The 25,231-nt window shown below is 70.4% G+C and carries 19 protein-coding genes and 2 pseudogenes; 15 read left to right on the top strand and 6 right to left on the bottom strand.

Annotation, left to right across the window (positions count from 1 at the left end):
• Positions 1-110: 110 nt before the first annotated feature.
• From EAO76_RS12855 to EAO76_RS12845, 3 genes are all read left to right on the top strand, one after another.
• Complete coding sequence (locus EAO76_RS12855) at positions 111-641, top strand: ATP-binding protein (protein ID WP_262375427.1); 531 nt, start codon at positions 111-113, stop codon at positions 639-641.
• A 186-nt stretch (positions 642-827) separates the two neighbouring features.
• Complete coding sequence (locus tag EAO76_RS12850; RefSeq protein ID WP_148836059.1) at positions 828-2,264, top strand: NADP-dependent succinic semialdehyde dehydrogenase; 1,437 nt, start codon at positions 828-830, stop codon at positions 2,262-2,264.
• Positions 2,261-4,648 carry a phosphoketolase gene (locus tag EAO76_RS12845; RefSeq protein WP_148836058.1) on the top strand — a complete coding sequence of 796 codons (2,388 nt, stop codon included), beginning with the start codon at positions 2,261-2,263 and terminating at the stop codon, positions 4,646-4,648. The genes EAO76_RS12850 and EAO76_RS12845 overlap by 4 nt, the downstream gene beginning before the upstream one ends.
• 28 nt (positions 4,649-4,676) lie before the next feature.
• Here EAO76_RS12845 and EAO76_RS12840 read toward each other — a convergent pair whose 3' ends face one another.
• Together EAO76_RS12840 and EAO76_RS12835 are read right to left on the bottom strand one after the other, a co-directional pair.
• On the bottom strand, positions 4,677-4,982 hold the full coding sequence (locus EAO76_RS12840) for a plasmid stabilization protein (protein WP_148836057.1): 306 nt from the start codon (positions 4,980-4,982) through the stop codon (positions 4,677-4,679).
• Between the two features lie 160 nt (positions 4,983-5,142).
• On the bottom strand, positions 5,143-5,967 hold the full coding sequence (locus tag EAO76_RS12835; protein WP_148836056.1) for an endonuclease I family protein: 825 nt from the start codon (positions 5,965-5,967) through the stop codon (positions 5,143-5,145).
• A gap of 250 nt (positions 5,968-6,217) precedes the next feature.
• Here EAO76_RS12835 and EAO76_RS12830 point away from each other — a divergent pair, with 250 nt between their 5' ends.
• The 4 genes and pseudogenes from EAO76_RS12830 to EAO76_RS46130 all read left to right on the top strand — a co-directional run.
• Positions 6,218-6,418: a hypothetical protein gene (locus tag EAO76_RS12830; RefSeq protein WP_148836055.1), complete on the top strand. Its 201-nt coding sequence runs from the start codon at positions 6,218-6,220 to the stop codon at positions 6,416-6,418.
• 77 nt (positions 6,419-6,495) lie between these two features.
• Entirely contained in the window at positions 6,496-7,653 is a 1,158-nt protein-coding gene (locus EAO76_RS12825; protein ID WP_148836054.1) for a methyltransferase, read from the top strand.
• A gap of 157 nt (positions 7,654-7,810) precedes the next feature.
• Positions 7,811-8,989, top strand: coding sequence for an acyl-CoA dehydrogenase family protein (locus EAO76_RS12820; RefSeq protein WP_148836053.1), 1,179 nt, complete (start codon positions 7,811-7,813; stop codon positions 8,987-8,989).
• Between the two features lie 298 nt (positions 8,990-9,287).
• Positions 9,288-9,476, top strand: a pseudogene (locus tag EAO76_RS46130) (transposase); the annotation flags it as partial.
• Positions 9,477-9,607: 131 nt separating this feature from the next.
• On the opposite strand, the gene EAO76_RS12810 reads toward EAO76_RS46130, so the two are convergent.
• Positions 9,608-10,408, bottom strand: a complete 801-nt coding sequence (locus EAO76_RS12810; RefSeq protein WP_148836052.1) for a GPP34 family phosphoprotein — start codon at positions 10,406-10,408, stop codon at positions 9,608-9,610.
• A 478-nt stretch (positions 10,409-10,886) separates the two neighbouring features.
• Here EAO76_RS12810 and EAO76_RS12805 point away from each other — a divergent pair, with 478 nt between their 5' ends.
• The 3 genes from EAO76_RS12805 (at position 10,887) to EAO76_RS12790 (ending at position 16,101) form a co-directional block, all read left to right on the top strand.
• Complete coding sequence (locus tag EAO76_RS12805; protein ID WP_148836051.1) at positions 10,887-11,333, top strand: MarR family winged helix-turn-helix transcriptional regulator; 447 nt, start codon at positions 10,887-10,889, stop codon at positions 11,331-11,333.
• Between the two features lie 363 nt (positions 11,334-11,696).
• Positions 11,697-15,257, top strand: a complete 3,561-nt coding sequence (locus EAO76_RS12800; RefSeq protein ID WP_187438585.1) for a protein kinase domain-containing protein — start codon at positions 11,697-11,699, stop codon at positions 15,255-15,257.
• Between the two features lie 259 nt (positions 15,258-15,516).
• Positions 15,517-16,101 (top strand): S1 RNA-binding domain-containing protein, encoded by a 585-nt coding sequence (locus EAO76_RS12790; protein ID WP_148836049.1) that lies wholly within the window; start codon positions 15,517-15,519, stop codon positions 16,099-16,101.
• Here EAO76_RS12790 and EAO76_RS12785 read toward each other — a convergent pair.
• Together EAO76_RS12785 and EAO76_RS12780 are read right to left on the bottom strand one after the other, a co-directional pair.
• Positions 16,076-16,455, bottom strand: a pseudogene (locus EAO76_RS12785) (transposase); the annotation flags it as partial. The gene EAO76_RS12790 and the pseudogene EAO76_RS12785 overlap by 26 nt on opposite strands.
• Positions 16,456-16,631: 176 nt before the next feature.
• Complete coding sequence (locus EAO76_RS12780; RefSeq protein ID WP_262375426.1) at positions 16,632-18,581, bottom strand: hypothetical protein; 1,950 nt, start codon at positions 18,579-18,581, stop codon at positions 16,632-16,634.
• Between the two features lie 221 nt (positions 18,582-18,802).
• On the opposite strand from EAO76_RS12780, the gene EAO76_RS12775 reads away from it, so the two are divergent.
• The 5 genes from EAO76_RS12775 to EAO76_RS12755 are packed head-to-tail and all read left to right on the top strand — an operon-like array spanning position 18,803 to position 24,737.
• On the top strand, positions 18,803-20,149 hold the full coding sequence (locus EAO76_RS12775) for a sugar ABC transporter substrate-binding protein (protein WP_262375425.1): 1,347 nt from the start codon (positions 18,803-18,805) through the stop codon (positions 20,147-20,149).
• Between the two features lie 5 nt (positions 20,150-20,154).
• Positions 20,155-21,084, top strand: a complete 930-nt coding sequence (locus EAO76_RS12770) for a carbohydrate ABC transporter permease (RefSeq protein WP_148836047.1) — start codon at positions 20,155-20,157, stop codon at positions 21,082-21,084.
• Positions 21,081-21,962: a carbohydrate ABC transporter permease gene (locus EAO76_RS12765; RefSeq protein WP_148836046.1), complete on the top strand. Its 882-nt coding sequence runs from the start codon at positions 21,081-21,083 to the stop codon at positions 21,960-21,962. Before EAO76_RS12770 ends, EAO76_RS12765 begins: the two co-directional genes overlap by 4 nt.
• Before the next feature lie 2 nt (positions 21,963-21,964).
• Positions 21,965-23,728 (top strand): glycoside hydrolase family 36 protein, encoded by a 1,764-nt coding sequence (locus EAO76_RS12760; protein ID WP_262375424.1) that lies wholly within the window; start codon positions 21,965-21,967, stop codon positions 23,726-23,728.
• On the top strand, positions 23,721-24,737 hold the full coding sequence (locus EAO76_RS12755; protein ID WP_262375423.1) for a LacI family DNA-binding transcriptional regulator: 1,017 nt from the start codon (positions 23,721-23,723) through the stop codon (positions 24,735-24,737). The genes EAO76_RS12760 and EAO76_RS12755 overlap by 8 nt, the downstream gene beginning before the upstream one ends.
• 37 nt (positions 24,738-24,774) lie before the next feature.
• Here EAO76_RS12755 and EAO76_RS12750 read toward each other — a convergent pair whose 3' ends face one another.
• Complete coding sequence (locus EAO76_RS12750; protein ID WP_148836044.1) at positions 24,775-24,957, bottom strand: hypothetical protein; 183 nt, start codon at positions 24,955-24,957, stop codon at positions 24,775-24,777.
• Positions 24,958-25,231: the final 274 nt, after the last annotated feature.

Raw genomic sequence — 25,231 nt, 5'->3', positions numbered from 1 at the left:
GGGTCACGCTGTCAGTGACCCAGAAGAGACATCTGCTCACTCTTCGTGTTCGGGGGTCGTTGGTTCAACGGGGCGAAAGCCAGTGGGCCTCGATGTGAGGAGCCTCGACGATGACCGTTCCACTCGACCGGCACTATCTGGTCGAACTCCAGGTTTCGGCAGAGCGCGTGTCCCAGCTGCGGCGAATAATCGCCGCGCACCTGCGCCACTGGAGTCTCGAACTTCATGTCCGGCCGGTGTGCCGCGGCGTGGAGGAGCTGCTGACCAATGTCCACCGGCACGTCGGTGACGACAACAACTGCGTCGTCGAACTCCGTTGGTCCGGGCGGCACCTGACGGTCTCCGTCGCCGACAACGGTTCCGGCATGCCGCGGCTGCTCAGCACCGGGGGCGGCGGACTGAGCCGGATCATGGCCCTGAGCGACAGCTGGGGCACCTGCCGCACCGACGAGGGCAAGGTCGTCTGGTTCACCCGGTACGCGAAGGAGCCGAACGGCATCGACCTGGTGCCGCTGTCGCCGCTGCCCGGCGTGCGCGAATTCCGCCGCCCGCCCGTCGCGACCGCCGACGTCCCCGGCTCCGCGACCGCCGACGTTCCCGGCGCCGCGACCGCCCGGGAGCCCGACGCCGCCCTCGTCTGAGACGACCGCCGCACCCGCCCCGCCGGCCCGTACCCGGCGGAGCGCCCCCTCCGGCGTGGACGGCGCGGACGGTTCGCACCCCGCACGCCCCGTCCGCGCCCGCCGGGCACCCGCCCGCCGGGCCCGCGTTGCGGCGCGGCGCGGGGCACGGCACGGTCGAAGGACCCAGGCAAGGAGGACCCAGCCATGCCCATCGCGACGGTCAACCCCGCGAACGGCGAGACCCTCAGAACGTTCGACGCGCTGGGGGAGGCGGAGATCGAACGCCGGATCGCGGCCGCCGACACCGCGTTCAGGCAGTACCGGACCACCGGATTCGCCGAACGGGCCCGGCTGATGGAGCAGGCCGCCGAACTGCTCGACGAGGACCGGCAGGACATCGCGCGCACCATGACCACCGAGATGGGCAAACCCGTCACCGCGGCCCGTGCGGAGGCCGCCAAGTGCGCCAGGGCGATGCGCTGGTACGCGGCGCACGCGGAGGAACTCCTCGCGGACGAACACCCCTCCCCGGACGATGTGCGGGACTCCGGTGCCTCCCGCGCCTACGTCCACTACCGGCCGCTCGGCGCCGTCCTCGCCGTGATGCCGTGGAACTTCCCGCTGTGGCAGGTCGTGCGGTTCGCCGCCCCCGCGCTGATGGCCGGGAACGTCGGCCTGCTCAAGCACGCCTCCAACGTCCCGCAGACCGCGATGTACCTGGAGGGCCTGTTCCGCCGGGCGGGATTCCCCGAGGGCTGCTTCCAGACCCTCCTCGTGGGGTCCGCCGCGGTCGAGTCGGTCCTGCGCGACCCCCGGGTCGCCGCCGCCACCCTCACCGGCAGCGAACCGGCCGGCCGCTCGGTCGCCTCGATCGCCGGTGACGTGGTGAAGCGGACCGTCCTGGAACTGGGCGGCAGCGACCCGTACCTCGTCATGCCGTCCGCGGACGTCGTCCGGGCCGCCCGTACCGCGGTGACCGCCAGGGCGCAGAACAACGGACAGTCCTGCATCGCCGCCAAGCGCTTCATCGTGCACGCGGACGTGTACGAGGAGTTCGCCGAGCGGTTCACCGTCGGCATGCGCGACCTGACGGTCGGCGACCCGCTCCACGAGTCCACCGACATCGGCCCCCTGGCCAGCCGGCAGGGCCGCGCCGACCTGGAGGAGCTGGTGGACGACGCGGTGCGGCAGGGCGCGGACGTGCTGTGCGGCGGCGGCCGCCCCGAACGCCTGGACCCGGAACTGAGGGGCGGCTGGTTCTACGCCCCCACGGTCCTCACCGGCATCACCCCCGCCATGCGCATCCACCACGAGGAGACCTTCGGTCCCGTCGCCACGCTCTACCGCGTCAAAGGGCTCGACGAGGCCGTGGAACTCGCCAACGACACCCCCTTCGGCCTCAGTTCCAACGTATGGACCAGGAATCCGGAGGAGGCCCGCCGCTGCGTGCGCGACCTGCAGGCGGGCGGCGTCTTCTTCAACGGCATGACGGCGTCCCACCCCGCACTGCCCTTCGGCGGCGTCAAGCACTCCGGCTACGGGCGGGAACTCGCCGGTCACGGCATCCGCGAATTCTGCAACGCCACCACGGTCTGGTACGGCCCCGACCCCGTCGGCACCACGTTCCGGGAGACCGCATGAGCGACGACGCCGGTCCGGCCCACATACCCGGCCCGTCCGACGAGGAGATCGCGGCACTCGACGCGCACTGGCGGGCCGCCAACTACCTGACCGTCGGCCAGATCTACCTGATGGACAACCCCCTCCTCACCCGGCCGCTCGCCCGGGAGGACATCAAGCCGCGGCTGCTCGGCCACTGGGGCACCTCACCCGGACTGAACCTGGTCCACACCCACCTCAACCGTGCCATCAAGTCCCGCGGCCTGCGCTGCCTCTGCGTCTGGGGCCCCGGCCACGGCGGACCCGCCGTCCTGGCCAACTCCTGGCTGGAGGGCAGCTACGCGCAGACGTACCCCGACGTCGGACGCGACACCGAAGGCATGCGACGGCTGTTCCGGCAGTTCTCCTTCCCCGGCGGCGTGCCCAGCCACGTGGCGCCGGAGACCCCCGGCTCCATCCACGAGGGCGGCGAACTCGGCTACGCCCTCACCCACGCCTACGGCGCCGCCCTCGACCACCCGGACCTGCTCGTCGCCTGCGTCGTCGGCGACGGCGAGGCCGAGACCGGGCCGCTCGCCGCGTCCTGGCACTCCAACAAGTTCCTCGACCCGGTGCACGACGGGGCGGTCCTCCCGATCCTCCACCTCAACGGCTACAAGATCGCCAACCCGACCCTGCTCGCCCGCCTCCCGGAGACCGAACTCGACGCGCTGCTGCGCGGCTACGGGCACGATCCCCTGTACGTCGGCGGCGACGAACCGTTCAACGTCCACCGGGCGATGGCCGCCGCGACGGACCTGGCCGTCGACCGCGTCCGGGAGATACAGGCAGCCGCCCGCGACGGCGGCGACACCCGGCGTCCGCACTGGCCGATGATCGTGCTGCGCACCCCCAAGGGCTGGACCGGCCCGGCCGAGGTCGACGGAGTGCCCGTCGAAGGCACCTGGCGCGCCCATCAGGTCCCGCTGTCCGGGGTCCGGGACGACCCGGACCACCTGCGGCAGCTGGAGGAGTGGCTGCGCTCCTACCGGCCCGAGGAACTCTTCGACGCGTCCGGACGGCCCCGCCCCCAGGTGCTCGACTGCGTGCCCGAGGGCGACGCCCGGCTCGGCTCGACCCCGTACGCCAACGGCGGCCTGCTGCTGCGAGAACTGCCCCTCCCGCCGCTGGACGACCACGCCGTCGAGGTCCGGGCCCCGGGCATCGCGTTCCACGAGCCGACCCGGGTGCTCGGCGGTCTGCTGGAGGCCGTCATGGCCGCCACCGCCGAACGCCGCGACTTCCGGGTCGTCGGCCCCGACGAAACCGCGTCGAACCGGCTCGGCGCCCTCTACGGGGCCACCGCCAAGAACTGGCAGGAACGCATCCTGCCCACCGACGAGAACCTCTCCCACGACGGCCGTGTCATGGAGGTGCTCTCCGAGCACCTGTGCCAGGGCTGGCTGGAGGGCTACCTCCTCACCGGCCGGCACGGCCTCTTCTCCTGCTACGAGGCGTTCGCCCACATCGTCGACTCGATGGTCAACCAGCACATCAAATGGCTCAGGACCGCCCGCAGGCTGGCCTGGCGCCGCCCCGTCGCCTCGCTCAACTACCTGCTCACCTCCCACGTCTGGCGGCAGGACCACAACGGCTTCTCCCACCAGGACCCGGGCTTCGTCGACCACGTCCTCAACAAGAGCCCCGAAGTCGTGCGGGTCTACCTGCCCCCGGACACCAACACACTGCTCTCGGTCACCGACCACGCGCTGCGCAGCCGCGACCACGTCAACGTGATCGTGGCCGGCAAGCAACCGTCCTTCGACTGGCTCACGATGGACCAGGCCCGCGCGCACTGCGCCCGCGGCGCCGGGGTGTGGGAGTGGGCCGGGACGGAGGACGGCAGCCGCGAACCCGACGTGGTGCTCGCCTGCGCCGGGGACGTGCCCACGCTGGAGACCCTGGCCGCGGCGGACCTGCTGCGCGGGCATCTGCCGGAACTGGCCGTACGGGTGGTCAACGTCGTCGACATGGCGCGGCTGATGCCCCGCGAGGAGCACCCGCACGGCATGCCGGACGCCGAGTACGACGCCCTGTTCACCCGGAACGCCCCGGTGATCTTCGCCTACCACGGCTACCCGTGGCTGATCCACCGGCTCGCCTACCGCCGCGCGGGCCACGCCGGCCTGCACGTGCGGGGCTACAAGGAGGAGGGCACCACCACGACGCCCTTCGACATGGTGGTCCGCAACGACCTGGACCGCTACCGGCTGGTCATGGACGTCATCGACCGGGTGCCCGGCCTCGGGGTCCGCGCCGCGGCCGTGCGCCAGGCGATGGCGGACGTCCGCACCCGCCACCACGCCTGGATCCGGGAACACGGCACGGACCTGCCCGAGGTGGCCGACTGGACCTGGGGCGGCTGAGTCCGTCCCGGTCCCGTGCGAAAGGCGCTCAGCGGCCGACCGCCCGGGCCAGCTCGGCCTTGGTCATGGTCGACCGCCCGTGGACGTTCTTCCGCCGTGCCTCTTCGTAGAGCTGGTCGCGGGTGGGGGCTTCGGCGCTGTCGTGCGGTACGGACGACGGGGCCGCGGCGGACGCGCGGCGCACGGTCCTCACCGGGCCCGTGCGGAAGTGGTCCCCGCCCGCGGTACGGGCCGCGATCCCCTCGGCCCGCTCCTCGCCGACCCCGCGCTCCTGCGCGCTCTCCTTGATGTGCTCGTACTGCCGGTGCCGTCCGGCGCCGGATCCATGCGACATGGTGCGGTCACCCCTCTCCCCGGCACCCGCCCCGGGGTTCGGCACGGGGTCCGGCCGGGACCCTCTCCAGTGTCCCAGCGCCCGAGGGGGCCCGCACGCCTGCCGCACACCGCGCCGGGCGGTCGCCGGGACGCCGCGAGGCGTCCCGGCGCGCCACCGGCTACCAGATGGACTCGACCCACTCGGGGTGGTCGATGAACGGGTTCCGGTTGTGCTGGTACTGGTCGAATATGACGTCGTTGCGACGCTTCTCGAAGCTGTCCGGCGGGTCCTCCTGGCTCCACGCCTTCAGCACCGACAGCCGGCCGATGTTCGGGGCGGAACCGTTGGACACCCGGTCGTTGGGCTCCAGGTCGGGGAAGCCGTCGGTGCCCTCGTAGCGCACGGCCATGTAGAGGATCATGCGGGCCACGTCGCCCTTGACCGCGTCGCGCGGCTCGAAGGAGTCGCTGTCGGTGTAGTTGCCCGGGGCGCCGCTGACCGAGCTGCCGCCGTTGTCGAAGTCCTTGTTGCCGCGGATCGAGTTGACGGTGACGTCCTCCGGGCGCAGGTGGTGGATGTCGGTGCCGGGGCCGGTGGCGGTGCCGAAGTCGCCGTGGGACTTGGCCCAGACGTGCTCACGGTTCCAGTTCCCGACCGAGCCGCCGTTGGAGTTCTTGGAAATGGAGCGGCCGGTGTAGAGCTCGATCACGTTCGAGCTGTTGGAGGGGTCCTGGTCGGTGTCCTTGAGGGCGGTCCAGACCTGGCTGTAGGAGATCTTGGTCTGGTCGCTGATGATCTCGTGCAGCGCGCTCTTCAGCTGGGACCCGCTCTTGCCGAGCGCGTCCTGGTAGTACGTGTCGTCGAGTACCCGGAGCGGGGTCGTGGCGGTCGGCGCGTCCTGGGTCGTGGCGGCCGGTGCGGCGGCCGCGGTGCCGCCGAGCACCGCGAAGGCGGCGAGGGTGGCCAGCAGCGTGCGCCGGTGGCGAGGGTGACGACGGGACATGTGGGGTGTCCTCTCCGGAAATACGTGCGCCGCGACACCGCCACTAGGTGGGGGTGGCGCCGCGGCGATCGTGTGCTATGTGGTAAGCGGGAGCGTGCCACACGCACCGTGACCATGGTGTGAACGCTCCGTACCTATCATGTGCAGGTCAAGTGATGATCCGGCCTCCGTGTCGGAAAAAGGTGCATGGGTCTCGGATGCGGCGCGTCGGGCGCGGAGCGAGAATGTCCGAAAGGGACGAGGAGGCGGCATGAGCGACGAGCCCGAATCCGTATCCGCAACGCGGGGAGTGACCCCCGACAGCCTCTTGCACACGGGTGGCAGCGACCATCCGTCGGCGGAGGATCTGGTGCTCGCCTCCGGGCGGGACCTCACTCCGGAGAACCTCCAGTGGGCGGAGCGCAGGCTCGCCCGGGAGGGTCGGTCGGCGATCGACAAGGCGCTGCCGTAGCGGGAGCGTCCGCCCGGCGGCCGGGCCGCGGGGAGTGTTGTGGGCACTTCCCGCGGCTCGGCTAGCCTGGGTGCACAATGAACCGTTTGACGACGTCAGGGGCCGGGTACGAACTGGCCCGCTTCCCCGAGAACCCGCGCGACCCGTTCCGCGCCTGGGATGCCGCCGACGAGTACCTGCTGCGGCGGCTGGAGGGGGAGGACGGGGCGGAGCCCGTCGACCTGTCCGGCACCGTGGTCGTGGTGGGCGACCGCTGGGGCGCCCTGAGCACCGTGCTGGCCGAGCACCGGCCCGTACAGATCACCGACTCCTACCTGGCGCGGCGCGCCACCCTGGCGAACCTGGCCCGCAACGGCGCGGACGCGGACGCCGTACGCCTGCTGTCGGCCAGGGACGCGCCGCCGGACCGCGTCGACGTCCTGCTGGTACGGGTGCCGAAGAGCCTCGCGCTCCTGGAGGACCAGCTGCACCGGATCGCGCCGGCCGTCCACGCGGGCACCGTCGTCATCGGCACCGGCATGGTCCGCGAGATCCACACCTCCACGCTCGAACTCTTCGAGCGGATCATCGGCCCGACCCGCACCTCCCTCGCGGTGCGGAAGGCCCGGCTCATCCTCTGCACCCCGGACCCCGGCCTGGCCCGGACCCCCAGCCCCTGGCCCCGCCGCTACGAACTGCCCGAAGGCATCGGCCCGGTCTCCGGCCGGACCGTCGTCAACCACGCGGGCATCTTCTGCGCCGACCGCCTCGACATCGGCACCCGCTTCTTCCTCGGCCATCTCCCCGCGCGCAGCGGCCCCGACCGGGTCGTCGACCTCGGCTGCGGGAACGGCGTCGTCGGTCTCGCCGCGGCGCTCGCCAACCCCGAGGCGTCGGTCACCTTCATCGACGAGTCGTACCAGGCGGTCGCCTCCGCCGAGGAGACCTTCCGGGCCAACACCGGCCCGGACGCCGAGGCCGAGTTCAGGGTCGGCGACGGACTGGCGGACATGCCGCCCGCCGGCGTGGACCTGGTGCTCAACAACCCGCCGTTCCACTCCCACCAGGCCACCACCGACGCGACGGCCCGCACCATGTTCCACGGGGCCCGTACCGCGCTGCGGCCCGGCGGCGAACTCTGGGTCGTCGGCAACCGGCACCTCGGCTACCACACCCAACTCCGCCGCATCTTCGGCAACTGCGCCACGGTCGCGGGCAACCCGAAGTTCGTCGTCCTGCGCGCCGTCAAGCGCTGACCCGCACGAGGGGCACCGGCCTGCCGCGGTTCCCGGCCACCGGGGACCGGACACCGGCCCGTACGAAGGGCATTGGCCCTTCCGGATTCCTGCAACACGTTCTACTGTGTGCGCCGCCGCACACGGGCGACGCGAACGCGAGACTCCTGGAGGGGCCGTGCACCTCGAATACACGCCTGAGCAGCAGCAGTTGCGCGCCGAACTGCGTACCTACTTCGCCGACCTGATACCCGGCGACGCCCACGCGCGCCACGCCGCCCCCGAGGAGCAGAAGCGCTTCTACCGGGAGACGATCCGCCGCCTCGGCACCGACGGCTGGCTCGGCGTCGGCTGGCCGGCGGAGTACGGCGGACGGGGCCTGTCCGCGATGGAGCAGTTCATCTTCTTCGACGAGGCGGCCCAGGCGGGTGTGCCGCTGCCGCTGATGGCCCTCAACACAGTGGGGCCGACGATCATGCGGTACGGCACCGACGAGCAGAAGGCGTACTTCCTGCCGAGGATCCTCAGCGGCGAGATCGACTTCGCCATCGGCTACAGCGAACCGGAGGCGGGCACCGACCTCGCCGCCCTCCGGACCCGGGCCGTGCGCGACGGCGACGACTACGTCGTCAACGGCCAGAAGATCTGGACGACCAACGGCGACACCGCCGACTGGGTCTGGCTCGCCGTCCGCACCGACCCGGACGCGCCGCCGCACAAGGGCATCACCATGCTGCTCGTCCCGACCACCGACCCCGGCTACTCCTGCACCCTGATCAACACCCTCGCCTCGCACGACACCACCGCCAGCCACTACGAGAACGTCCGCGTTCCCGTCACGCACCGCGTCGGCGAGGAGAACCGGGGCTGGCGGCTCATCACCAACCAGCTCAACCACGAACGCGTCACCCTCGCCGCCCACGGCACCATGGCCATCCGTGCCCTCCACGACGTCCAGCGCTGGGCGGTGGACACCCGCCTCGCCGACGGCCGCCGCGTCGCCGACCTCGGCTGGGTCCGCACCCTCCTGGCCCGCACCCACGCCAGGCTCGACGCCATGAAACTGCTCAACTGGCGCATGGTCTCCGCGGTCCAGGAAGGAACCCTCACCCCGCAGGACGCCTCCGCCGTCAAGGTCTACGGCTCCGAGGCCCGCCGCGACGCCTACGCCTGGCTCATGGAGATCGTCGGCTCGGCGGCCCCCCTCAAGGAGGGATCGGCGGGCACCGTACTGCACGGCGAACTCGAACGCGGATACCGCTCCGCGGTCATCTTCACCTTCGGCGGCGGCAACAACGAGATCCAGCGGGAGATCATCTCGTGGATCGGCCTGGGAATGCCGCGGGTACGGCGCTGAGCGCGTGCGACTGCCGATTTCAGTCGTCACCTGCAGAGGCCGATGGTCACCATGATCTCTTTCCGGTGGATCTCTCCATCCCGGAGATGGGCGGGGTGGCGGTGCCGTCTGGAGTGACCCCCGAAATTCCGGCACCTGGACGCTGGAGGTTTCGTCTGGATCACGGAACATTGCAACCGGGAGCGGTTCCACTCGACCATCGGCTACATCACGCCGTACCAGGCGAGGGTCCTCTGCCATCAACGGCTGGACCACGCGGCATAAAACGGAAATGTCGTGACCTGAGGGGTCGCTTCACCGCCGAGGATGCCGCGGAGGGCGCCCGCCGGCCTTCGACAAGCAGCTCTGCAAACAGTGCAATGTCGTCGAACGCTGCTTCAACCACTTGAAACAACGGCGCGGCATTGCCACGCGCTACGACAAGACCGCCGAGTCCTACCAGGCAGCAGTCGCTCTCGCACCGCTCCTGATGTGGGCTCGGCGCTGAGCGACAGATGGTGGAGGTGCCTCTGACACCATGTCATGTGACAGATGGCGGGGGATGCCCGCACGGCTCGCGTACCGAGCTCCACCGGGCCCGGGCAAGGTCAAGAGCCGTGCGACTCCCGGCTGCCGGAGTCACCAGCCGGCGTTCCCGTCGCCGTGGTGGCCGGTGCCGCCTGCGCCGCCCTCAGACCAACCGCCGGAGCCCAAGCCGTGGCCAAGACCGTGGCCGCCGGTGGTGAAGTCGGAGTAGAGGTCACTGAGCTCGCCGAGGAGTCGGCGGGTCAGGACGTCGGCGCCGGTGGTCAGTGCCGCAGCGAGTTCCACGTCGGCGACCGGGACCGCTCCGGCGGCTGCGGGGGTGAGACGGTGCGTTGCGGCGAGGGCGGCCATACGGCGGCGGGCGGTGATGCCGCGCAGTCCAGGGTAGGCGGCAGGGGCGAGGCCCGCGGCCTGGGCAAGTACGGCGAGGGTGAGGTTGCGGTCAGCGGTGGACCGTACGGAGCCGGAGCGGACCACGCTGTCGAGGCGGGTCAGTAGCGCCTGGCGGCGCGGCATGTCCACGGAAAGAATGTCGTTGCGGGTACGGCCGCTGGAATCGCGCAGCCGACGGACACGGACCGCCTTCTGGTCCTCCAGCCGGGAGAGGTACTCGACGGTCAGGGAGCGCGGTGTCCGGCGCAGCCAGTCCTTGAGGCCCGGCGGGGGAGCAGCTGCGCCGAGACCTTGCAGGACATTGCTCAGGCGACGGTCTTCGACAGGCCGGGTGTCCAACACCTCGATCCGTCGGCGCCCGACGGCGATCCGTCCGGCCAGGCACAGATCCGCCAACTCCGAGGTCCGCAGGGCGTACCGAAGCCGATCGTCGCTTCGTATGCGTATGCGCTGCCTGCCCGGGACTATCGCGAGCAGGAGCAGCTCATCCCCCGTCGTCATGCCTGCCAGGGTAGGCGCGGCGGTCCATGGAAGGGAGAGCTCCGCAGGATGCTCGGCGTGCCGCCCGTACCGGAGTGCCCGCCCCCGGGAGGCCGAGCCCGGACGCACAGGTATTTCTGTCAGGATCTGGGCTGGCCTTCATGGCCTGCGGACATGGCGGAACTATTCCTGGCGTCGAATTGCCGTCTGTCGCGCGGCGTCCGGCGCACTGGCGGCGTCGCCGAAACGCCCTGGCAGTTCCACTGCGGGACCATTCCGGAGCCTTGCGATCACACGCACCAGACGGAGCGTAGCCGCCCTCCGGGCGACGGCGGGGTCGCGCGACTCCGACGTTTGACACCGCGCGGCCGGCCGCAGACCGTGGCTTGTGCCGCACCGGCGGGGTCCACGACGATATTCCTGACACGTCAGCCCGCAGGAAGAACGCAGATGAGGGCTGATCGGAACGGCGCCGACCCCCGACGCCCGGCGCCGCGCGATGAAGACGTGGCGGACGCCGATCGACCTGACCGCGGACCTTCGCAAGGTGCTCGGTGCCGGGCTGCAGGACGTGGGTGTGTCGCCGGGGGACCACGCCGTACTGCCGGTACTCGGCGAAGCCGAAGACTGCGCCATGCGCTCCTCGGAGTCGGCCGAGGCCGTCGACCGGGAGCGCAGTCGGCTGTCGCACCATCTCGGGCGCAGGATGGAGAAGCTGGGCCCGATCCGGCGCGAAGCCTGTGACGGCGGACACGGAACCCTGATCGTGCTGACCCCCGCCGGCCGTGACGCGCTCCGGAACGCGTCGGGCCCGTACCTCGCGGCCGTGAAGCGGTACTTCGCCGATGCCCTCAGCCGGGACGGAATCGAGCAGCTCTGCACGCTTCTGGACCGCGTCCGTACGCACTTCGATGACGCCCGAGGGCAGGCGACCGACGCGGATTGAGCCACTCCGTGGACGCACCCCGCCCCGACCGTGCTCTGCGGAAGGTCGTGAATCGGGGCGGCGAGTCTGTCCTGATCGATGGCACCCGCATCCGCACCGTCCGCCGCACCGGGAGGGACAGCCGGCCCGGTGACTCGGGCAAGCATCGACGTCACGGACACGTGCCCTCAGCCTGTGAAGCAAGGTCGGCAAACGATGTAGCCGTGTTCCGCAGGTCCGTGGCTGCCATGTCCTGCCGTACCGTCTCTCAGCGCCGGCTGTCCCCTCGCAGCAGGGCCACGGCTTCCCCCGGCTGGACTCTCCTGACGTGGTCTACGGACCCATGGGGCCTGCGGGGAACCGCGGAGGGGGATCGGCGGGTCCGTGCAACAGGCGGGCGAAGTCACTCTGGTTGCGTGCACTGCACGAGGAGGGTTGGGGATGACGGGCATGAGGAGCGAAGAGCCGTCGTCGTGGCGGGTCGGGGACGTGATTGACGACCGGTACGAGGTTCTGGCAGAGCTCGGGCGTGGCGGCATGGGCGTGGTGCACCGGGTCCGGGACCGGGAATGGGGCGTCGATCTGGCGGTCAAGAGTCCGCGGCCGGGCCGGTTCCAGAGCGTGGGCCACCGGGACTTGTTCGTCAACGAGGCTGAGGCGTGGGTGGGGTTGGGGCTGCACCCGAATGTGTGTGGCTGTTACAGCGTGCGCTTGCTCGACGGGGCTCCACGGGTGTTCGCCGAGTACGTCGCGGGCGGCAGTCTGGCGGATTGGATCGCGGACGGACGGTTGTACGCGGGCGAGCTGTCGGAGGTACGTGCCCGGATACTGGACGTCGCCATCCAAATGGCCTGGGGTCTGGAACACGCCCACTGTCACGATGCGGGCGGGCTGGTGCACCAGGATGTCAAGCCCGCCAATGTGCTGCTCGATGTGGGCGCGGACGCGGCGTTCACGGCGAAGGTGACCGATTTCGGCCTTGCCCGGGCCAGGGCAGGAGCTTCCGTGGATGGCGGCGTGCCCGAGGGGGTCAGCGCCGTCGTCTCCTGGGGTGGCATGACGCTCGCCTACGCGTCACCCGAGCAGGCCGAGGGGGAGCGGGTGGGGCGGGGGAGCGATATCTACAGCTTCGCGGTGTCCGTGCTGGAGATGTTCATCGGCGGCAGGACCTGGATGGTTGGGCCCGTCGCCGCGGAAGTCCTCGCAGATCACCGCGCCGGGCGGCGGCGGGACACCGACCGGATCGAGATCCCGGCGGAGGTCGTGGCACTGTTGGACCGGTGCCTGCGTCACGACCGGGCAGCCCGTCCGCGGTCGATGCCCGAGGTCGCCGGCGAGCTGGTCGAGGTCTATCGCCGGACGGTGGGCGAGGCGTATCCACGCCACCAGCCGGTCGCGGCGGACCTGCGTGCCGACGAGCTGAACAACCGAGGGCTGTCACTCCTGGACCTCGGTCGGCCGGCCCAGGCAGCGAAAGCGTTCGAGGCAGCCGTCGACATCGACCCGCGGCACCTGGAAGCCACCTACAACGACGGCTTGCGCCGGTGGCGGTCCGGCGCCCTCACCGACGATGCACTGATCAGCAGGCTGGAAGCTGCCCGCACCGCCTCCAGGGACTCCTGGACGGCCCGATACCTGCTGGCCGAAGTCAACCTGGAGCGCGGTGACATCGCCACGGCCGACGCGCTCCTCGGCACTGTCGAGGAAATGGCCCCGGAGCAGCCGAAGGTTGCCGGCGCCCTACGAACGGTCAGGGAGGGCGGGGCGCCCGATCGCAGCCGCGTGACGTCCCGCCCGATGGGCTGGTGGCCCGCCGAGGAGAGGTGGGTGTCCGATGCCGACGGTCTCAAGGTGCCCCAGGCACCGCGAACGAAGGTCCGCTTGACAACAGACGGCCGGCGGGCGCTGGTCTCCTCCCGGAAGTACGTGGGCCTGTGGGACCTGCACAGCGGACAGTGCCTGTTCCGCCGGGACGAGCCGCACTACTACAAGGAGATCGACGTCAGCGCTGACGGGCGGTTCGTCATGTGTGGCCTCGACCGCCAGCTGCACCTGTGGGACCTGGTGAGACGTCGTCGCTTGTGGCGGGTGGACTTCAACGAAGAGTCGGGGTCCTCCACGTCCCGTTGGCTCGGTGCGGACGGCCGTGCCCCGGTCAGCGCCGTCCGGCTCAGCGCCGACGGACGCGTCGCTGCCGCACAGACGGGCGGCGGCAGTGTGACGATCTGGGACGCGCTCACCGGGGAGTTGAGCCTGCGGCTCGGTCGGCGAGGCAGCCTGGCCGCCCTGTCCCCGGACGGACGGTCAGTGCTGATCACAATCGATGACGGCAGCCTGCAGCTGTGGGACACCACCGGGGCCCTCAGGTGGGAGTCGCATGGGGTCGATGCGGCGGCCGTACCCGCATCCATCAGCGCGGACAGCCGGACCGTGGCGATGGCCCGCTCCCGCGGGACCACCAAGCGTTCCTGGGAGGACATCGGTGTCTGGGATCTCGCCACTGGTGCGCAGACGCACACACTGACCGGCCACACACGACGCGTGGTGTCGCTGTCGTGGAGCGGCGACGGCCAGGCGCTGCTGTCCGGCGGGACCGACGGCACGGCACGGCTGTGGGAGCTGGACAGCGGCCGCTGCCTGCGTACTTTCCCGTCCACCGCGAGCCGGCAGCAGCAGGTGCTGCTGGCGCCGGGCGCCCGTCGCGCGGTCGCTGCCGACGAGGGCGGAGTGCGATGGTGGCCCCTGCCCGGCCGCTACACCGCGCCACCCCGGTTGAGCCCCCCACACCGGCACGGAGAGCTGGCCAGACTGCAGGCGGGCGTGGGAACGCTGGTCGACGCAGCCGAGCGTGCCAGGGACGGGCGTCGCTACGGCGAGGCGCGCGAACTGCTCGCCAGGGCACGGCGGACTCCCGGCTTCGAACGAGCCCCGCACGTGCTGTCGGCCTGGCGGTCGCTAGCCGGTGTTCTGCCGCAGGTGGGGGTGCGGGCCAGTTGGCAGGTCGGCGAGCTGCCCGGCCTGTCCGTGGCGCCGTGTGCGGTCGATCTGTCGTCGGACGGTGCTCGCGTCGTATCCGCCGGTGGAAGCCTGCGGGTGTGGGACACGCGCACCGGTCGATGCCTGCGGGAATGGGGGGTCGGCACGGGACTCGGCACCCGGGCACACATCAACCGCCCTTCCCCGTTCACCGCGGTCCGGCTCAGCCCCGATCAACAGCGCGTGCTGTCCGCCACGCAGGACGGCCGACTCTCTGTGTGGTCGATCGACACCGGTGACAAGCTCACGAGCATCACCGACGAACGTGCCGGCCGCGGTGCCGAGCCGGCATGTTTCACTACGAACGGGCGCTGGGCGCTCACCGCGGACCGGAACAACGCACTGCACCTGTGGGACCTGAAGGACGGCCGCCTCGCACGAACGCTCTGCGGCCACGGCCGCAACGGCTTCATCACCACTGACCTGTGGGTGCATCCCGACGGGCACCGGGCGGTGTCCGGCAGTTGGGACCGCACCGTGCGGGTCTGGGACCTGGACACAGGCGAGTGCACGAACGTTCTGGACAGTCCCACGGAGATCTGCTCGGTTGCGCTGAGCCCGGACGGAGCTTTCGCCGTGTCCTGTGGCAACGACCGGACCATCCGGCTCTGGGACCTCGGCTCCGGCATCTGCGTACGGAGCCAACAGCACCTGCCGGGTCACGCGCAGACGGTCCAGTACATCTGCGACGGCCGCTTCGTGGCGGTCGCGGTGTCCAGCAGACCCACGAGCATGGTCCAGATATGGGACCCGAGGACCGGACAGTTCGCGCACACCCTCGACACGCAGCAGATCGGGATCTGGGCTTGCGCGTTCACGCCGGACGGGCGGTACGCCCTCACCGCCGGCGCGAACACGCCACTACGCCTGTGGGAATTCGACTGGGAGCTCGCCTCGCACCCGACCTGACCGACCAAGGAATTGGTGACGGCTGAGACCGTGCCCCACGTGGTGGGTTCGACGAGTCGTTTGTAGCGGCGGAGGGCGGCGGCGAGGCGGAGGAAGGCCAGGTGGTTGCGGGGATGGTGTTCGTAGCGGTGGTTGAGCCGGCGCCAGGACTTGTCCGGGCCGTCAAGGTGCTGACGGCTGAGGCATGGCGGGATTGCTGACGGTCGCTTCAGCTTGAGGACATGGTCGGCACACGACGTCGTGTGCCAGGGTTACGGGTATGGATTGGCAGTCCGAGAGCCCGGAACTCTGGGCGTTCCTTGAGTCCCTGCACCGCGGCGACATCCTGTCCGGCACCGTTGCGGCGATCGAACGGTTCGGGGTCTTCGTGGCCCTGGACGACGGGCCCGGCCATCCCACTCTGCCCGGTGTCGGGTTCCTCAATGTCACTGAACTGTCCTGGCGGCGCTTCGATGCTCCCACCGATGTTGTTCGGACGGGGCAGCGTGTCTCGTGCGAGTTCATCGGGTTCGACACCTACAACGCCGAGGCCAGACTGTCTTTGAAAGCACTGGAGCCCGACCCCCTCCAGGCTTTCGCCGACCGCACAGCGGTGGGCCAGGAATTCTGCGGGACGGTTGAGGAGGTACTTCCCATCGGGGTTCTCGTCGACCTCGGGGATGAGATCTTCGGGCTGGTCCCCTTCAGGGAGATCGACGGCCGCCCTGCGGCAAGTCCGGCAGAAGACTTCGAGGTCGGAGAGGAGATCGCCGTCGTCGTCGCGGAAATCGAGCTGTCACGCCGCCGGGTGTTCCTCTCCAGGCCGGAGAGCGGCCCGTACGGTCCACGGGGCTCGGACCTGTGAGTCCGCCCCTTTTTTCGGCCCGTACGTGGGCGGAGTCGAGGACCACGAGTCACGTCGGGCAGGCCGCACTCGTCTCCTGCCGATGACGGCCTCGTGCAGCCGGCCCCTGACACCGGCCCTGGACCGGATGACGAAACGCCGGCGAGCGGTGGACTCCAAGGCCCCGAAACACGACAGCGGCGCCCGCCACGCACAGCCACTGACGAGCACATGGACGATCCCCGCGAACAGGGTCTCGTCAGGGGTGTCCTGCGTCCCGCCGCCCTGCGGCCGCACCCTCGACGGCGGGATCAACGGCTTCGCGATCTCCCACAACCCGTCCGGAACAGTCCGACTCCACGTATCCCGCCCCATGAACAGCCCGACGAGCAATCACCATGTAGGACACGGTCTTGGTTGGCGAACCCGCAGGTCAAGGGATGTAGCGGATGCCATGAAGAGTTTGAGGTCACAGCGCGGCCGGGGGCCGACGCACCTTTCCCGGTGCGTCGGCCCCCGGCCGCGCGCGTGCCGTCGTTCTCCGCGGGTGGTTACCGCACCTCGGCCGTGACCGTCCGGCCCGGGGTGACCGTGACCGTGGCGCAGCTGAACGTCTTGCCGTTCACGGTCCTGGTCGTGGCCCTCCGGGGCTTGCCGTCGATCTCGATCCGGGCGTGGCTGCCGGGGAAGCGGGCCTCCCAGGTGTAGGAGGCCGGGCCGGTGCTGTTGGTCAGCGTCGACTTCGTCGCCCCGTCGTGCCGCAGTGTGAACGTGTTGCCGCCGATCCTGATGTCCTCGATGCGCAGCCAGTCCATGTCCGCGGGCAGGCGCGAGGTGGTGCTCAGGGCGTGCGCCGGGGCGTTTGGACGAACCCCCATGAGGCCCCCGACGGTCTGGCTCACCAGGGTGTAGGAGATCTCGGGGTAGTCGCCGTTGGGGCCCTGCCTGGAGACCGGGTGCTGGAGGTCGCGCTGGTCGTAGACGTACTTCATCCACTTCCAGGCGGTGTCGTTGCGCTCGTAGGCGAAGAAGGTGTCCGGCAGGTAGGAGATCGCCTCGATGTTGCCCGGCTTGCCGCTGCCGCTCGACTGCTGGTCGATGAAGTCCAGGTACGTGTCCGTGCGCGTGCCCGGCTCCATGATCTGCTTCATCGGCATGAACCAGCTGTTCTCCTTGCCCCAGCCGCTGTACTCCTCACCGTCCTTGCCGTAGGCGCGGGTCATGGAGCCGCCCGAACCGGTGCCGCTCCAGGAGGAGTTGAAGTACGACTTCAGGTCGTCGGCCTTCTTCTTGAACTTGACGGACAGGGCTTTGTCGCCCTTGTCGGCGGCCAGCGCGGACATGGCGCGGAACGCCTGGTACTGGGAGCCGATGGAGTCGCCGGACTCGATCGGGTGCTCGGTGCCGATCTCGTTGTAGGTGGCCACTCCGGAGAAGATGCCGCCGCCACTGCCCTCGGCGACCCCGTTGGGCTTCATGCCGTCGTGGAGCTCGATGAACTCCTCGGTGGCGTGCTTGTAGTAGTTCCACAGGGAGGGGTCGTCGATGTAGGCGCTGTCCCCGCTCCACCGGTAGGCCTCGTTGGCCTTCTCCACCAGCTCGAACGTCGCGGGGACCTCGCGGACGAAGCTGTTCGGGTTGTGGTAGTCGATGGACAGATAGGTCTTGTTGTCGAAGTTGAGAGCCCACACGGGGTAGTACTTGTGCCGGGCGGTGGCGGAGTTCGCGAACGCGCGGAGCATCGCCCGGTTCTCGTCGTTCAGGCCGAGCACCGACGCCCCGGCCACCTGGTGGGCCATGTCACGTGAGTAGTAGGCGCTGCGGTGGGCGTAACCGGCCCAGTACGACGGGGAGTAGACCCCGGTTCCGGTTCCGGAGGGGTTGTTCTCGTCGACGTTCAGGGGGCCGGTGGTGCCGGGCAGCCGCACCCAGCTGTTCGCCTTGCGCTTCGCCCAGTCGAACATGGCGACGATCTTCGGGTCGGAGGAGGACACCACCGGGTCGACCGGTGCCGCAGGCGAGACCATGAGGTCGTCCACGTTGACCCAGCCGGTGCCGGACTCGAAGGCGATCTCAAGGGTGTCCCCGCTCCTGAGCGCCACGCGGCTGATCGTGTGGCGGGCGTAGGTGGGGCGGTCGGGGAGGTCGACACTGCCCGCGGTGGTGCCGTTGACGCGGGCGACGAACCTGCCACCGGTGCCTGCGGCGGCGATCCAGGCGGAGAAGTCGTAACGGCCGTCGGCCCGGGCGGTGATGGTCTGGGAGACCTTCTTCCCGCTGCCCTCGTCCAGGTAGGCGAGCCCCGTGCCGCCGTGCGGGGCGTTGGTGGCGGTGCCGGTGCCGGAGGTGAAGTCCCAGCCGGTGCGGCCCTGTTCGAAACCGGGGTTGATCACGTTCAGCACGGGCTGCGTGGCGGCCGACGCCTCGCCGCTCACGATGAGCGGCGCGAGTGTGGCGAGGGCCGCGAGGAGGGACAGCCGCATGGATCGAGAGGGCCTCATGGAAGCTCCGGTCTGCGTGGAGACGGGGATGGTGGCCGGACGCTAACAGCAGCTCTCTCCGACTTTCAATACACATGCGCAAAAGCATTGTTTGGCATGGCAGAAAATTTTCAATGGAGTCTTGCAAGTCAATTTGATCGATTGCTACCGTCCGATGCCGTCGGCCCGGCGATCGCCGGTGTGACGTCCCAGCTGTGAACAGAGGTGGTTGTGCCATGGACATGAGTCGCCGTGGAGTCCTGAAGGTGGGCGGCGTTCTCGCCGCCGGAGCCGGCCTCGGCGGTCTCACCGCCTGTTCCGGCACGGGAAGCACGACCGGAGGAGGGAGCGGATCCGCGGGCGACCCCGGCAAGGGGGACATCACGGTGTGGAGCTGGGCCGGTCCGGCCGAGGAACTGCGCAAGCTCATACCGGCGTTCAACAAGAAGCACCCGGGCATCGAGGTGGACGTCCAGGACATCGGGAACCCCGCCATCTGGGACAAGATCACCACGGCCATGGCGGCGGGAGGCGTGGGCCTCGCCGACGTCATGCACATCGGCGTCGACTACCTGCCCGGGTACGTCGCCAAGTTCCCCGGCCGGCTCGCCGACCTCGGTCCCCTCGGCGCGACCGAGTACCGCGACGCCTTCGCCAAGGGACTGTGGGAGACCGTCTGCCCCGACGGCAAGCGGGTCAACGCCCTTCCCTGGGAGGCGAACTCCGGCGGCTTCTACTACCGCGCCGACATCTTCGAGAAGGCGGACGTCGACGTCGACGCCATCGAAACCTGGGACGACGCCATCGAGGCCGGCAAGAAGATCAAGGCCAGGACGGGCACCCACCTGCTCGGCATCGACAAGCCCGCCTCGCAGGCCGACTCCGCCAACTTCTTCCAGCTGCTGCTCCAGCTGCAGGGCACCATGTACTTCAACCTCGACGGCGAGATCATGATCGGATCGCCCGAGGCCGTGAAGGCGATGACGCTCATCAAGAGGATGAACGACGCCGGCCTCGTCAGTGACATCTCCGGAGGCTGGAACTCCCTGATCGGCTCGATCAAGAAGGGCACCAACGCCGTGGTGCCCTGGCCGACCTGGTTCGGCGGCATCATCGAGGAGACCGTGCCCGGGGAGGCCGGGAAGTGGGGTGTCCGGCTGCCCCCCGCCATCCGCCGGGGCGGCACCCGGGCCGCCACCGTCAACTCGACCCACCTCGCCGTCGCCGGCTCCAGCAAGCAGCAGGCCGCCGCGTGGAAGTTCGTGGAGTTCGCCCTCACCCGCCCCGAGTCCCAGGCCGCCGTCTACAGGGGCAAGGGCATCGCCCCGGCGCTGCTCAAGGCCTACGACGACCCGGTCTTCCACGCGCCGTCACCGTTCTTCGGCGGCAAGAAGAAGGGGGAGATCTTCCTCGAAGCCCTCAAGGCTCCCTCCCCGGCCTTCAACTACACCGGCGACTACGCGCGCGCACTCAAGGCGGTCACCGACGCGCAGACCAAGGTGCTCCTCAAGAAGGCCGACCCCGCGGCCGTCCTGCGGGCAGCGGCCGACCAGCTCGCCGAGCAGACCGGGCGCAAGGTCGCCGGGTGACCGTCATGACCACCGCACCCGACCGCACGCGGGCGGCGACCGGCACGCCGTCCCCGGCCGCCGCCCGCAAGCCGCGCCTGACGGGGCGCCGCACGGCCCCGTACGTCTTCGTCCTGCCCGCCGTCCTGCTCTTCGCGGCGTTCAAGCTGTACCCGATCGCCTGGTCCTTCGTCCTCAGCCTCTACCGGACCGTCGACGGCGTCGACCTGTTCGTCGGCGGCGACAACTACCGCAGGCTCCTCGACGACCCGCTCTTCTGGACCGCGCTGAAGAACACGGGGATCATCCTGGTGATCCAGGTCCCCCTCATGCTCGCCCTCGCCACCGGCCTCGCCGTGGCCTTCGACTCGGCCGTGCTCAAGGCCCGCTCCTTGTTCCGCCTCGGCTTCTTCCTGCCGATGGTCACCGGCCTCGTCGCCTACGGCGTCGTCTTCTCGGTCCTCCTGAACGAGGAGTACGGGCTGGTCAACTGGGTCCTGTCGCTGATCGGTGCCGAGGGGATCCCCTGGCTCACCGACCCCCTCTGGGCCAAGATCTCCCTCGGACTCGCCCTCACCTGGCACTACACCGGCTACAACGCGGTGATCCTCCTCGCCCGGCTGCAGACGATCCCCAAGGAGCTGTACGACGCCGCCGCCGTGGACGGCGCCGGGGCCCCGGGCGCCTTCCGGCACGTCACCCTGCCCGGCCTCAGGCCGGCGATCCTGCTCACCACGGTGCTCTCGACCATCGGCACCCTGCAGATCTTCGACGAGCCGTACGTCCTCACCCGCGGCGGCCCGGACAACGCCACGCTCACCATCGGCCTGTACCTGTACCAGAACGCCTTCACCTACTTCGACTTCGGGTACGCCTCCGCCATCGCCTACGTCCTCGCCGTGCTCATCGGCATCCTCGGACTGATCCAGTTCCGTGTCCTGGGAGACAAGAAATGACCACCTCCGCACGCGGAACCGCGAAGGCGGCGGGCACCGCGTCCCGCTCCCCGCGCTCCCGGACCGCGGGCAGGAGCATCCTGCTCACCTCCGGCCTCGCCATCGTGCTCGCGGCCGTCCTCGTCCCCTTCTACTGGCTCGTCGTCGCCGGCACCCACAGCACCGACGACATCTTCGGCTCGCCCCCGGCCCTGCTCCCCGGCAGCCACCTGGGACAGAACCTCCGGTCGCTCCGGGACACGGCCTCCTTCGACGAGGTCGTGCTCAACTCGCTGCTCATCGCCGTCCTCTACACACTCGCCGCGGGGGCCGTGTGCACCTTCGCGGGATACGCCTTCGCCAAGTACCGCTTCAAGGGCGGCAACGCGCTCTTCGGCGTCCTCATGCTCGGCCTGGTGATCCCCACCCAGGTCACACTGATCCCGCTGTTCAAGATGATGGCCGAGCTGGAATGGCTGAACACCTACCAGGCCGTCATCATGCCCAACCTGGCCCTGCCCTTCGGCATCTTCCTGATGCGCCAGTCGATGGGCGCGCTGCCCGACGAACTCCTCGACTCGGGCCGCATGGACGGCTGCGGGGAGTTCCGGCTCTTCTTCGGGGTCGTCCTGCCACCCATGAAGCCGGCCCTCGCCGCACTGGGCATCTTCCTCTTCCTGTACCAGTGGAACGACTTCATCTGGCCGCTCATCGTGCTGCGCGACAACGCCTCGTTCACCATCCCCGTCGCGCTCGCCTCGCTCCAGGGCGTCGACAAGACCGATTACGGCGCCATCCTCACCGGCACGGCCATCGCCGCGATCCCCATGGCCATCGTCTTCCTCGCCCTCCAACGCCACTTCGTCTCCGGCCTGCTCGCCGGAGCCGTCAAGGAGTGAACGTGACCACCCTGTCCCACGAGGCCGTCACCACCGCAGAACTCGCCCCGGCCACGTACACCGCGCTGCTCGACACGGTCGAGATCGCCGTCCTCGCCCCCGGGGCGGAGCCCGAGTGGAACGTCGCGGAGCTGCCCGACGGACTCAGGATGCTGCACATCGAGGCCACGGACGTCCCCGTGGAGGTCCGCCTCTCCCTTCCGCTGGGAGACGCCGCCGGATACTGGCACCCCAAGGCCGGCTGGTCCCGCACCGTCGTCGCCGACTGGGCGGGCCGCACCGACGTCAGCCTGGTCGACGGACTGGCGGCCGGCTGCCTCTACGACCACACCGGCGCCACCATGCTGACCTTCGCGGCCGCCGACCCCGTTCCCGAGGTCTCCATCCGCTACGGGGTCTCCGAGGAGAACGACACCTACGTCGTGCACCTGGCCCTGCCCGCCTCGGCACGGCCCCACCGCCTCCTCCTCGTCCGGCGCAGCCCCTCCGTCGCGTCGGCCCTCAAGGTCCTCCGTACCTGGTACGCGGCGGAGCTGCCGACCATGCCCGTCCCCGAGGCCGCCCGGCTTCCCCTCTACTGCACGTGGTACGCCTTCAACCAGCAGGTCGACGCGGAGACCGTCGAGACGCAGGCGGAGCGCGCGGCCGAGCTCGGGTTCGGCACCCTCATCCTGGACGACGGATGGCAGCGCCTGGGCAGTGGCCGCGGCTACGCGGGGGTGGGGGACTGGGTACCGGACCCCGGGAAGTTCCCCGACTTCACCGGCCACGTCGCCCGCGTGCGCGGCACCGGACTGAAGTACCTCGCCTGGGTGGCGCCCCTCCTGCTCGGCCCGCGCGCCGACTGCCACCCCCGGTGGGCGCCCTGCGCGACCGTCGAGGCAGGGGTGCCGGGCGCGTACGTCCTCGACCCCCGCCGCCCCGAGGTCCGGGCCCACGTGGTCGACACCTGCGTCCGCCTGGTCCGGGAGCACGGCCTCGACGGGCTCAAGGTCGACTTCCTCGACGAGGCCAGGGTCTACGCGGGCGACGGACGGGGCGACATCGGCAGGGCCCTGACCCTGCTGCTCACCGAGCTCCGCGCCGCCCTGGAGGCGGTCCGCACCGACCTGCTGCTCGAACTGCGCCAGCCCTATGTGGGCCCCGGCATGGCCGCCTTCGGCAACATGCTGCGCTCGTTCGACTGCCCCGCCGACTCGGCGGCCAACCGGGTCCGCACCATCGACACGGCGCTCCTCGCCGTGGGAGGCGCCGTGCACTCGGACCCCCTCCTGTGGGACACCACCGCACCCGTCGAGGCGGCCGCGCGTCAGCTCATCGGCACGCTGCACTCGGTGCCCCAGGTCTCGGTCCGCCTCGACACCCTTCCCGAGAGCCACACGGAGGCGATCCGGTTCTGGCTCGGCCGGTGGAGGCAGCTCCGCGGCACCCTGCTCGACGGGGACGTCGAGCCCGGCCGTCCGGACGACCTCTACACCCTGGTCCGCGCCGAGGACGACGAAACCCGGGTCGTCACCGTGCACGGCGAGAGGGTCGTTCCGATGGGCCGCCCGTCCGGCCGGACGACGTTCCTGGTGAACGGTTCGGAAGTCGACCGGCTCGTCCTGGAGTTCGCGGACGGGGCCGAAGTGGATGTCGAGGTCCGTGGTCCGGACGGCCGTATGATCGAACGGAATCAAATGGTCGTCCCCGCCGGCCTCAACAGCCTGACGGTGCCGCGGATGGGCTCCGCCACCATCAGGGGCGGAGAGTGGACCGGTGGGTGAAAGGGAGCGCATGAAGGTCGGCATCGTTGAGGTCGCGGCGCTCGCCGGTGTCAGTGAGGCAACGGTCAGCCGGGTCATCAACCGGCGCCAGGGCGTGGCGAAGAAGACGCGTGACGCCGTCGAGAGCGCCATGGCCGAGCTCGGGTACGAGCGCCCGGTGAGCGGACAGCTCGTCGCCGTCGTGACCGAGCACGTGACCAACCCCTTCTTCGCGGACGTGGCCGAGCGGATCGAGGCCACGCTCGCCCCCCACGGACTGAAGACCGTCCTCTGCCCGGCCTTCCCCGGCGGGGTCCAGGAGCCGGAGTACATCGCCTCGATCGTCGACAAGGGCATCGCCGCCGTCGTGTTCCTGTCGTCGTCGAACACGGTGGAGGGCGCGGAGCTGGAGCCCTACGAGATGCTCCGCGGCCGCCGCATCCCGTACGTGGGCGTCAACGGGGTGTTCGCCGACGGCGTGCCGGTCCCGGTGTACTCCACCGACGACGCCCTCGCCGCTGAGCTCGCCGTCGACCATCTCCACCGCCTGGGCCACCGCACCATCGGCATGGTGTCGGGCCCGGTCGGCAACCATCCGGCCGACCGGCGGGTGCGGGGCTTCCTGGACGCCATGGCCGGGCGGGGCATCGAGGACGCGGACCGGCTGGTGATCCGGCAGTCCTACACGATCGAGGGCGGCCAGGCGGCGGCCCAGTCCTTCCTCGACCTCGGGGTCACCGGCATCGTGGCGGCGAGCGACTACATGGCGCTGGGAGCCATCCGCGGCATCAGACGGCGGGGACGCTCGGTGCCGGGGGACGTCTCCGTCGTCGGATACGACGGCTCGTCGATCACCGAGTTCACCGACCCTCCGCTGACCACGGTCCGCCAGCCCGCCGAGCGCCTCGCCGCCGAGGTCGGCCGAAGCGTGCTGGCCCTGGTCGGCAGCCGGGACGTCCCCGTGGGCGAGCTGCTCTTCGACCCCGAGCTGATCATCCGCTCGTCCACGGGGCCCGCCCCGGGAGCGTGACGCGGCGGGGCACCCGGGCCCGGTCCGGGGCGCGGGGTCAGGGGCGGTAGACGAGTTCCAGCAGGATGGCCGCGATGAGGAGCCAGGCTCCGGTGCCGAGCAGCCACATGCTGTCGGCCGCCACACCGGAACCGCTGACGAGGACGGCGCCGACGGCGAGTGCCACCGAGAGCCGTCGTACCTGGTGATCCGCGGGTGTCCGCCCGCCGGATGGGCTCATGGGGCGACTGTAGGACGGGGCGGCGGGCTCCGGGCGGTCCCCGGCGGAGTCTTCACGCGGTCCTGACGCCGTGCGGCACCACGGTCCGTGTCAAGGGGCTGTCAGAAGCGGAGCGGGCGGCGCCAAGAACGCGCCAGGAGCGGCGGAAACGAGCCCGCCGGGGCGGACGCTGGGCCGGTCACGAACCGAAGGAGCTCCCCGCATGACCGCTCTGCCCGCCCCGGTCGSCGACCGGGGCACAGACCCCGACCGGGGCACCGACCCCGACCCCGCA

The sequence above is a fragment of the Streptomyces sp. sk2.1 genome (assembly GCF_008120935.1).
Lineage (GTDB): Bacteria > Actinomycetota > Actinomycetes > Streptomycetales > Streptomycetaceae > Streptomyces.
Note: the sequence above shows the minus strand (reverse complement) of the source record. Positions and strands in the feature narration are given on the sequence as shown.

Coding starts and splice junctions, on each gene's coding strand:
- EAO76_RS12855 (WP_262375427.1), top strand. CDS start 111: ATGACCGTTCCACTCGACCGGCACTATCTGGTCGAACTCCAGGTTTCG.
- EAO76_RS12850 (WP_148836059.1), top strand. CDS start 828: ATGCCCATCGCGACGGTCAACCCCGCGAACGGCGAGACCCTCAGAACG.
- EAO76_RS12845 (WP_148836058.1), top strand. CDS start 2,261: ATGAGCGACGACGCCGGTCCGGCCCACATACCCGGCCCGTCCGACGAG.
- EAO76_RS12840 (WP_148836057.1), bottom strand. CDS start 4,982: ATGTCGCATGGATCCGGCGCCGGACGGCACCGGCAGTACGAGCACATC.
- EAO76_RS12835 (WP_148836056.1), bottom strand. CDS start 5,967: ATGTCCCGTCGTCACCCTCGCCACCGGCGCACGCTGCTGGCCACCCTC.
- EAO76_RS12830 (WP_148836055.1), top strand. CDS start 6,218: ATGAGCGACGAGCCCGAATCCGTATCCGCAACGCGGGGAGTGACCCCC.
- EAO76_RS12825 (WP_148836054.1), top strand. CDS start 6,496: ATGAACCGTTTGACGACGTCAGGGGCCGGGTACGAACTGGCCCGCTTC.
- EAO76_RS12810 (WP_148836052.1), bottom strand. CDS start 10,408: ATGACGACGGGGGATGAGCTGCTCCTGCTCGCGATAGTCCCGGGCAGG.
- EAO76_RS12805 (WP_148836051.1), top strand. CDS start 10,887: ATGAAGACGTGGCGGACGCCGATCGACCTGACCGCGGACCTTCGCAAG.
- EAO76_RS12790 (WP_148836049.1), top strand. CDS start 15,517: ATGGATTGGCAGTCCGAGAGCCCGGAACTCTGGGCGTTCCTTGAGTCC.
- EAO76_RS12780 (WP_262375426.1), bottom strand. CDS start 18,581: ATGAGGCCCTCTCGATCCATGCGGCTGTCCCTCCTCGCGGCCCTCGCC.
- EAO76_RS12775 (WP_262375425.1), top strand. CDS start 18,803: ATGAGTCGCCGTGGAGTCCTGAAGGTGGGCGGCGTTCTCGCCGCCGGA.
- EAO76_RS12770 (WP_148836047.1), top strand. CDS start 20,155: ATGACCACCGCACCCGACCGCACGCGGGCGGCGACCGGCACGCCGTCC.
- EAO76_RS12765 (WP_148836046.1), top strand. CDS start 21,081: ATGACCACCTCCGCACGCGGAACCGCGAAGGCGGCGGGCACCGCGTCC.
- EAO76_RS12750 (WP_148836044.1), bottom strand. CDS start 24,957: ATGAGCCCATCCGGCGGGCGGACACCCGCGGATCACCAGGTACGACGG.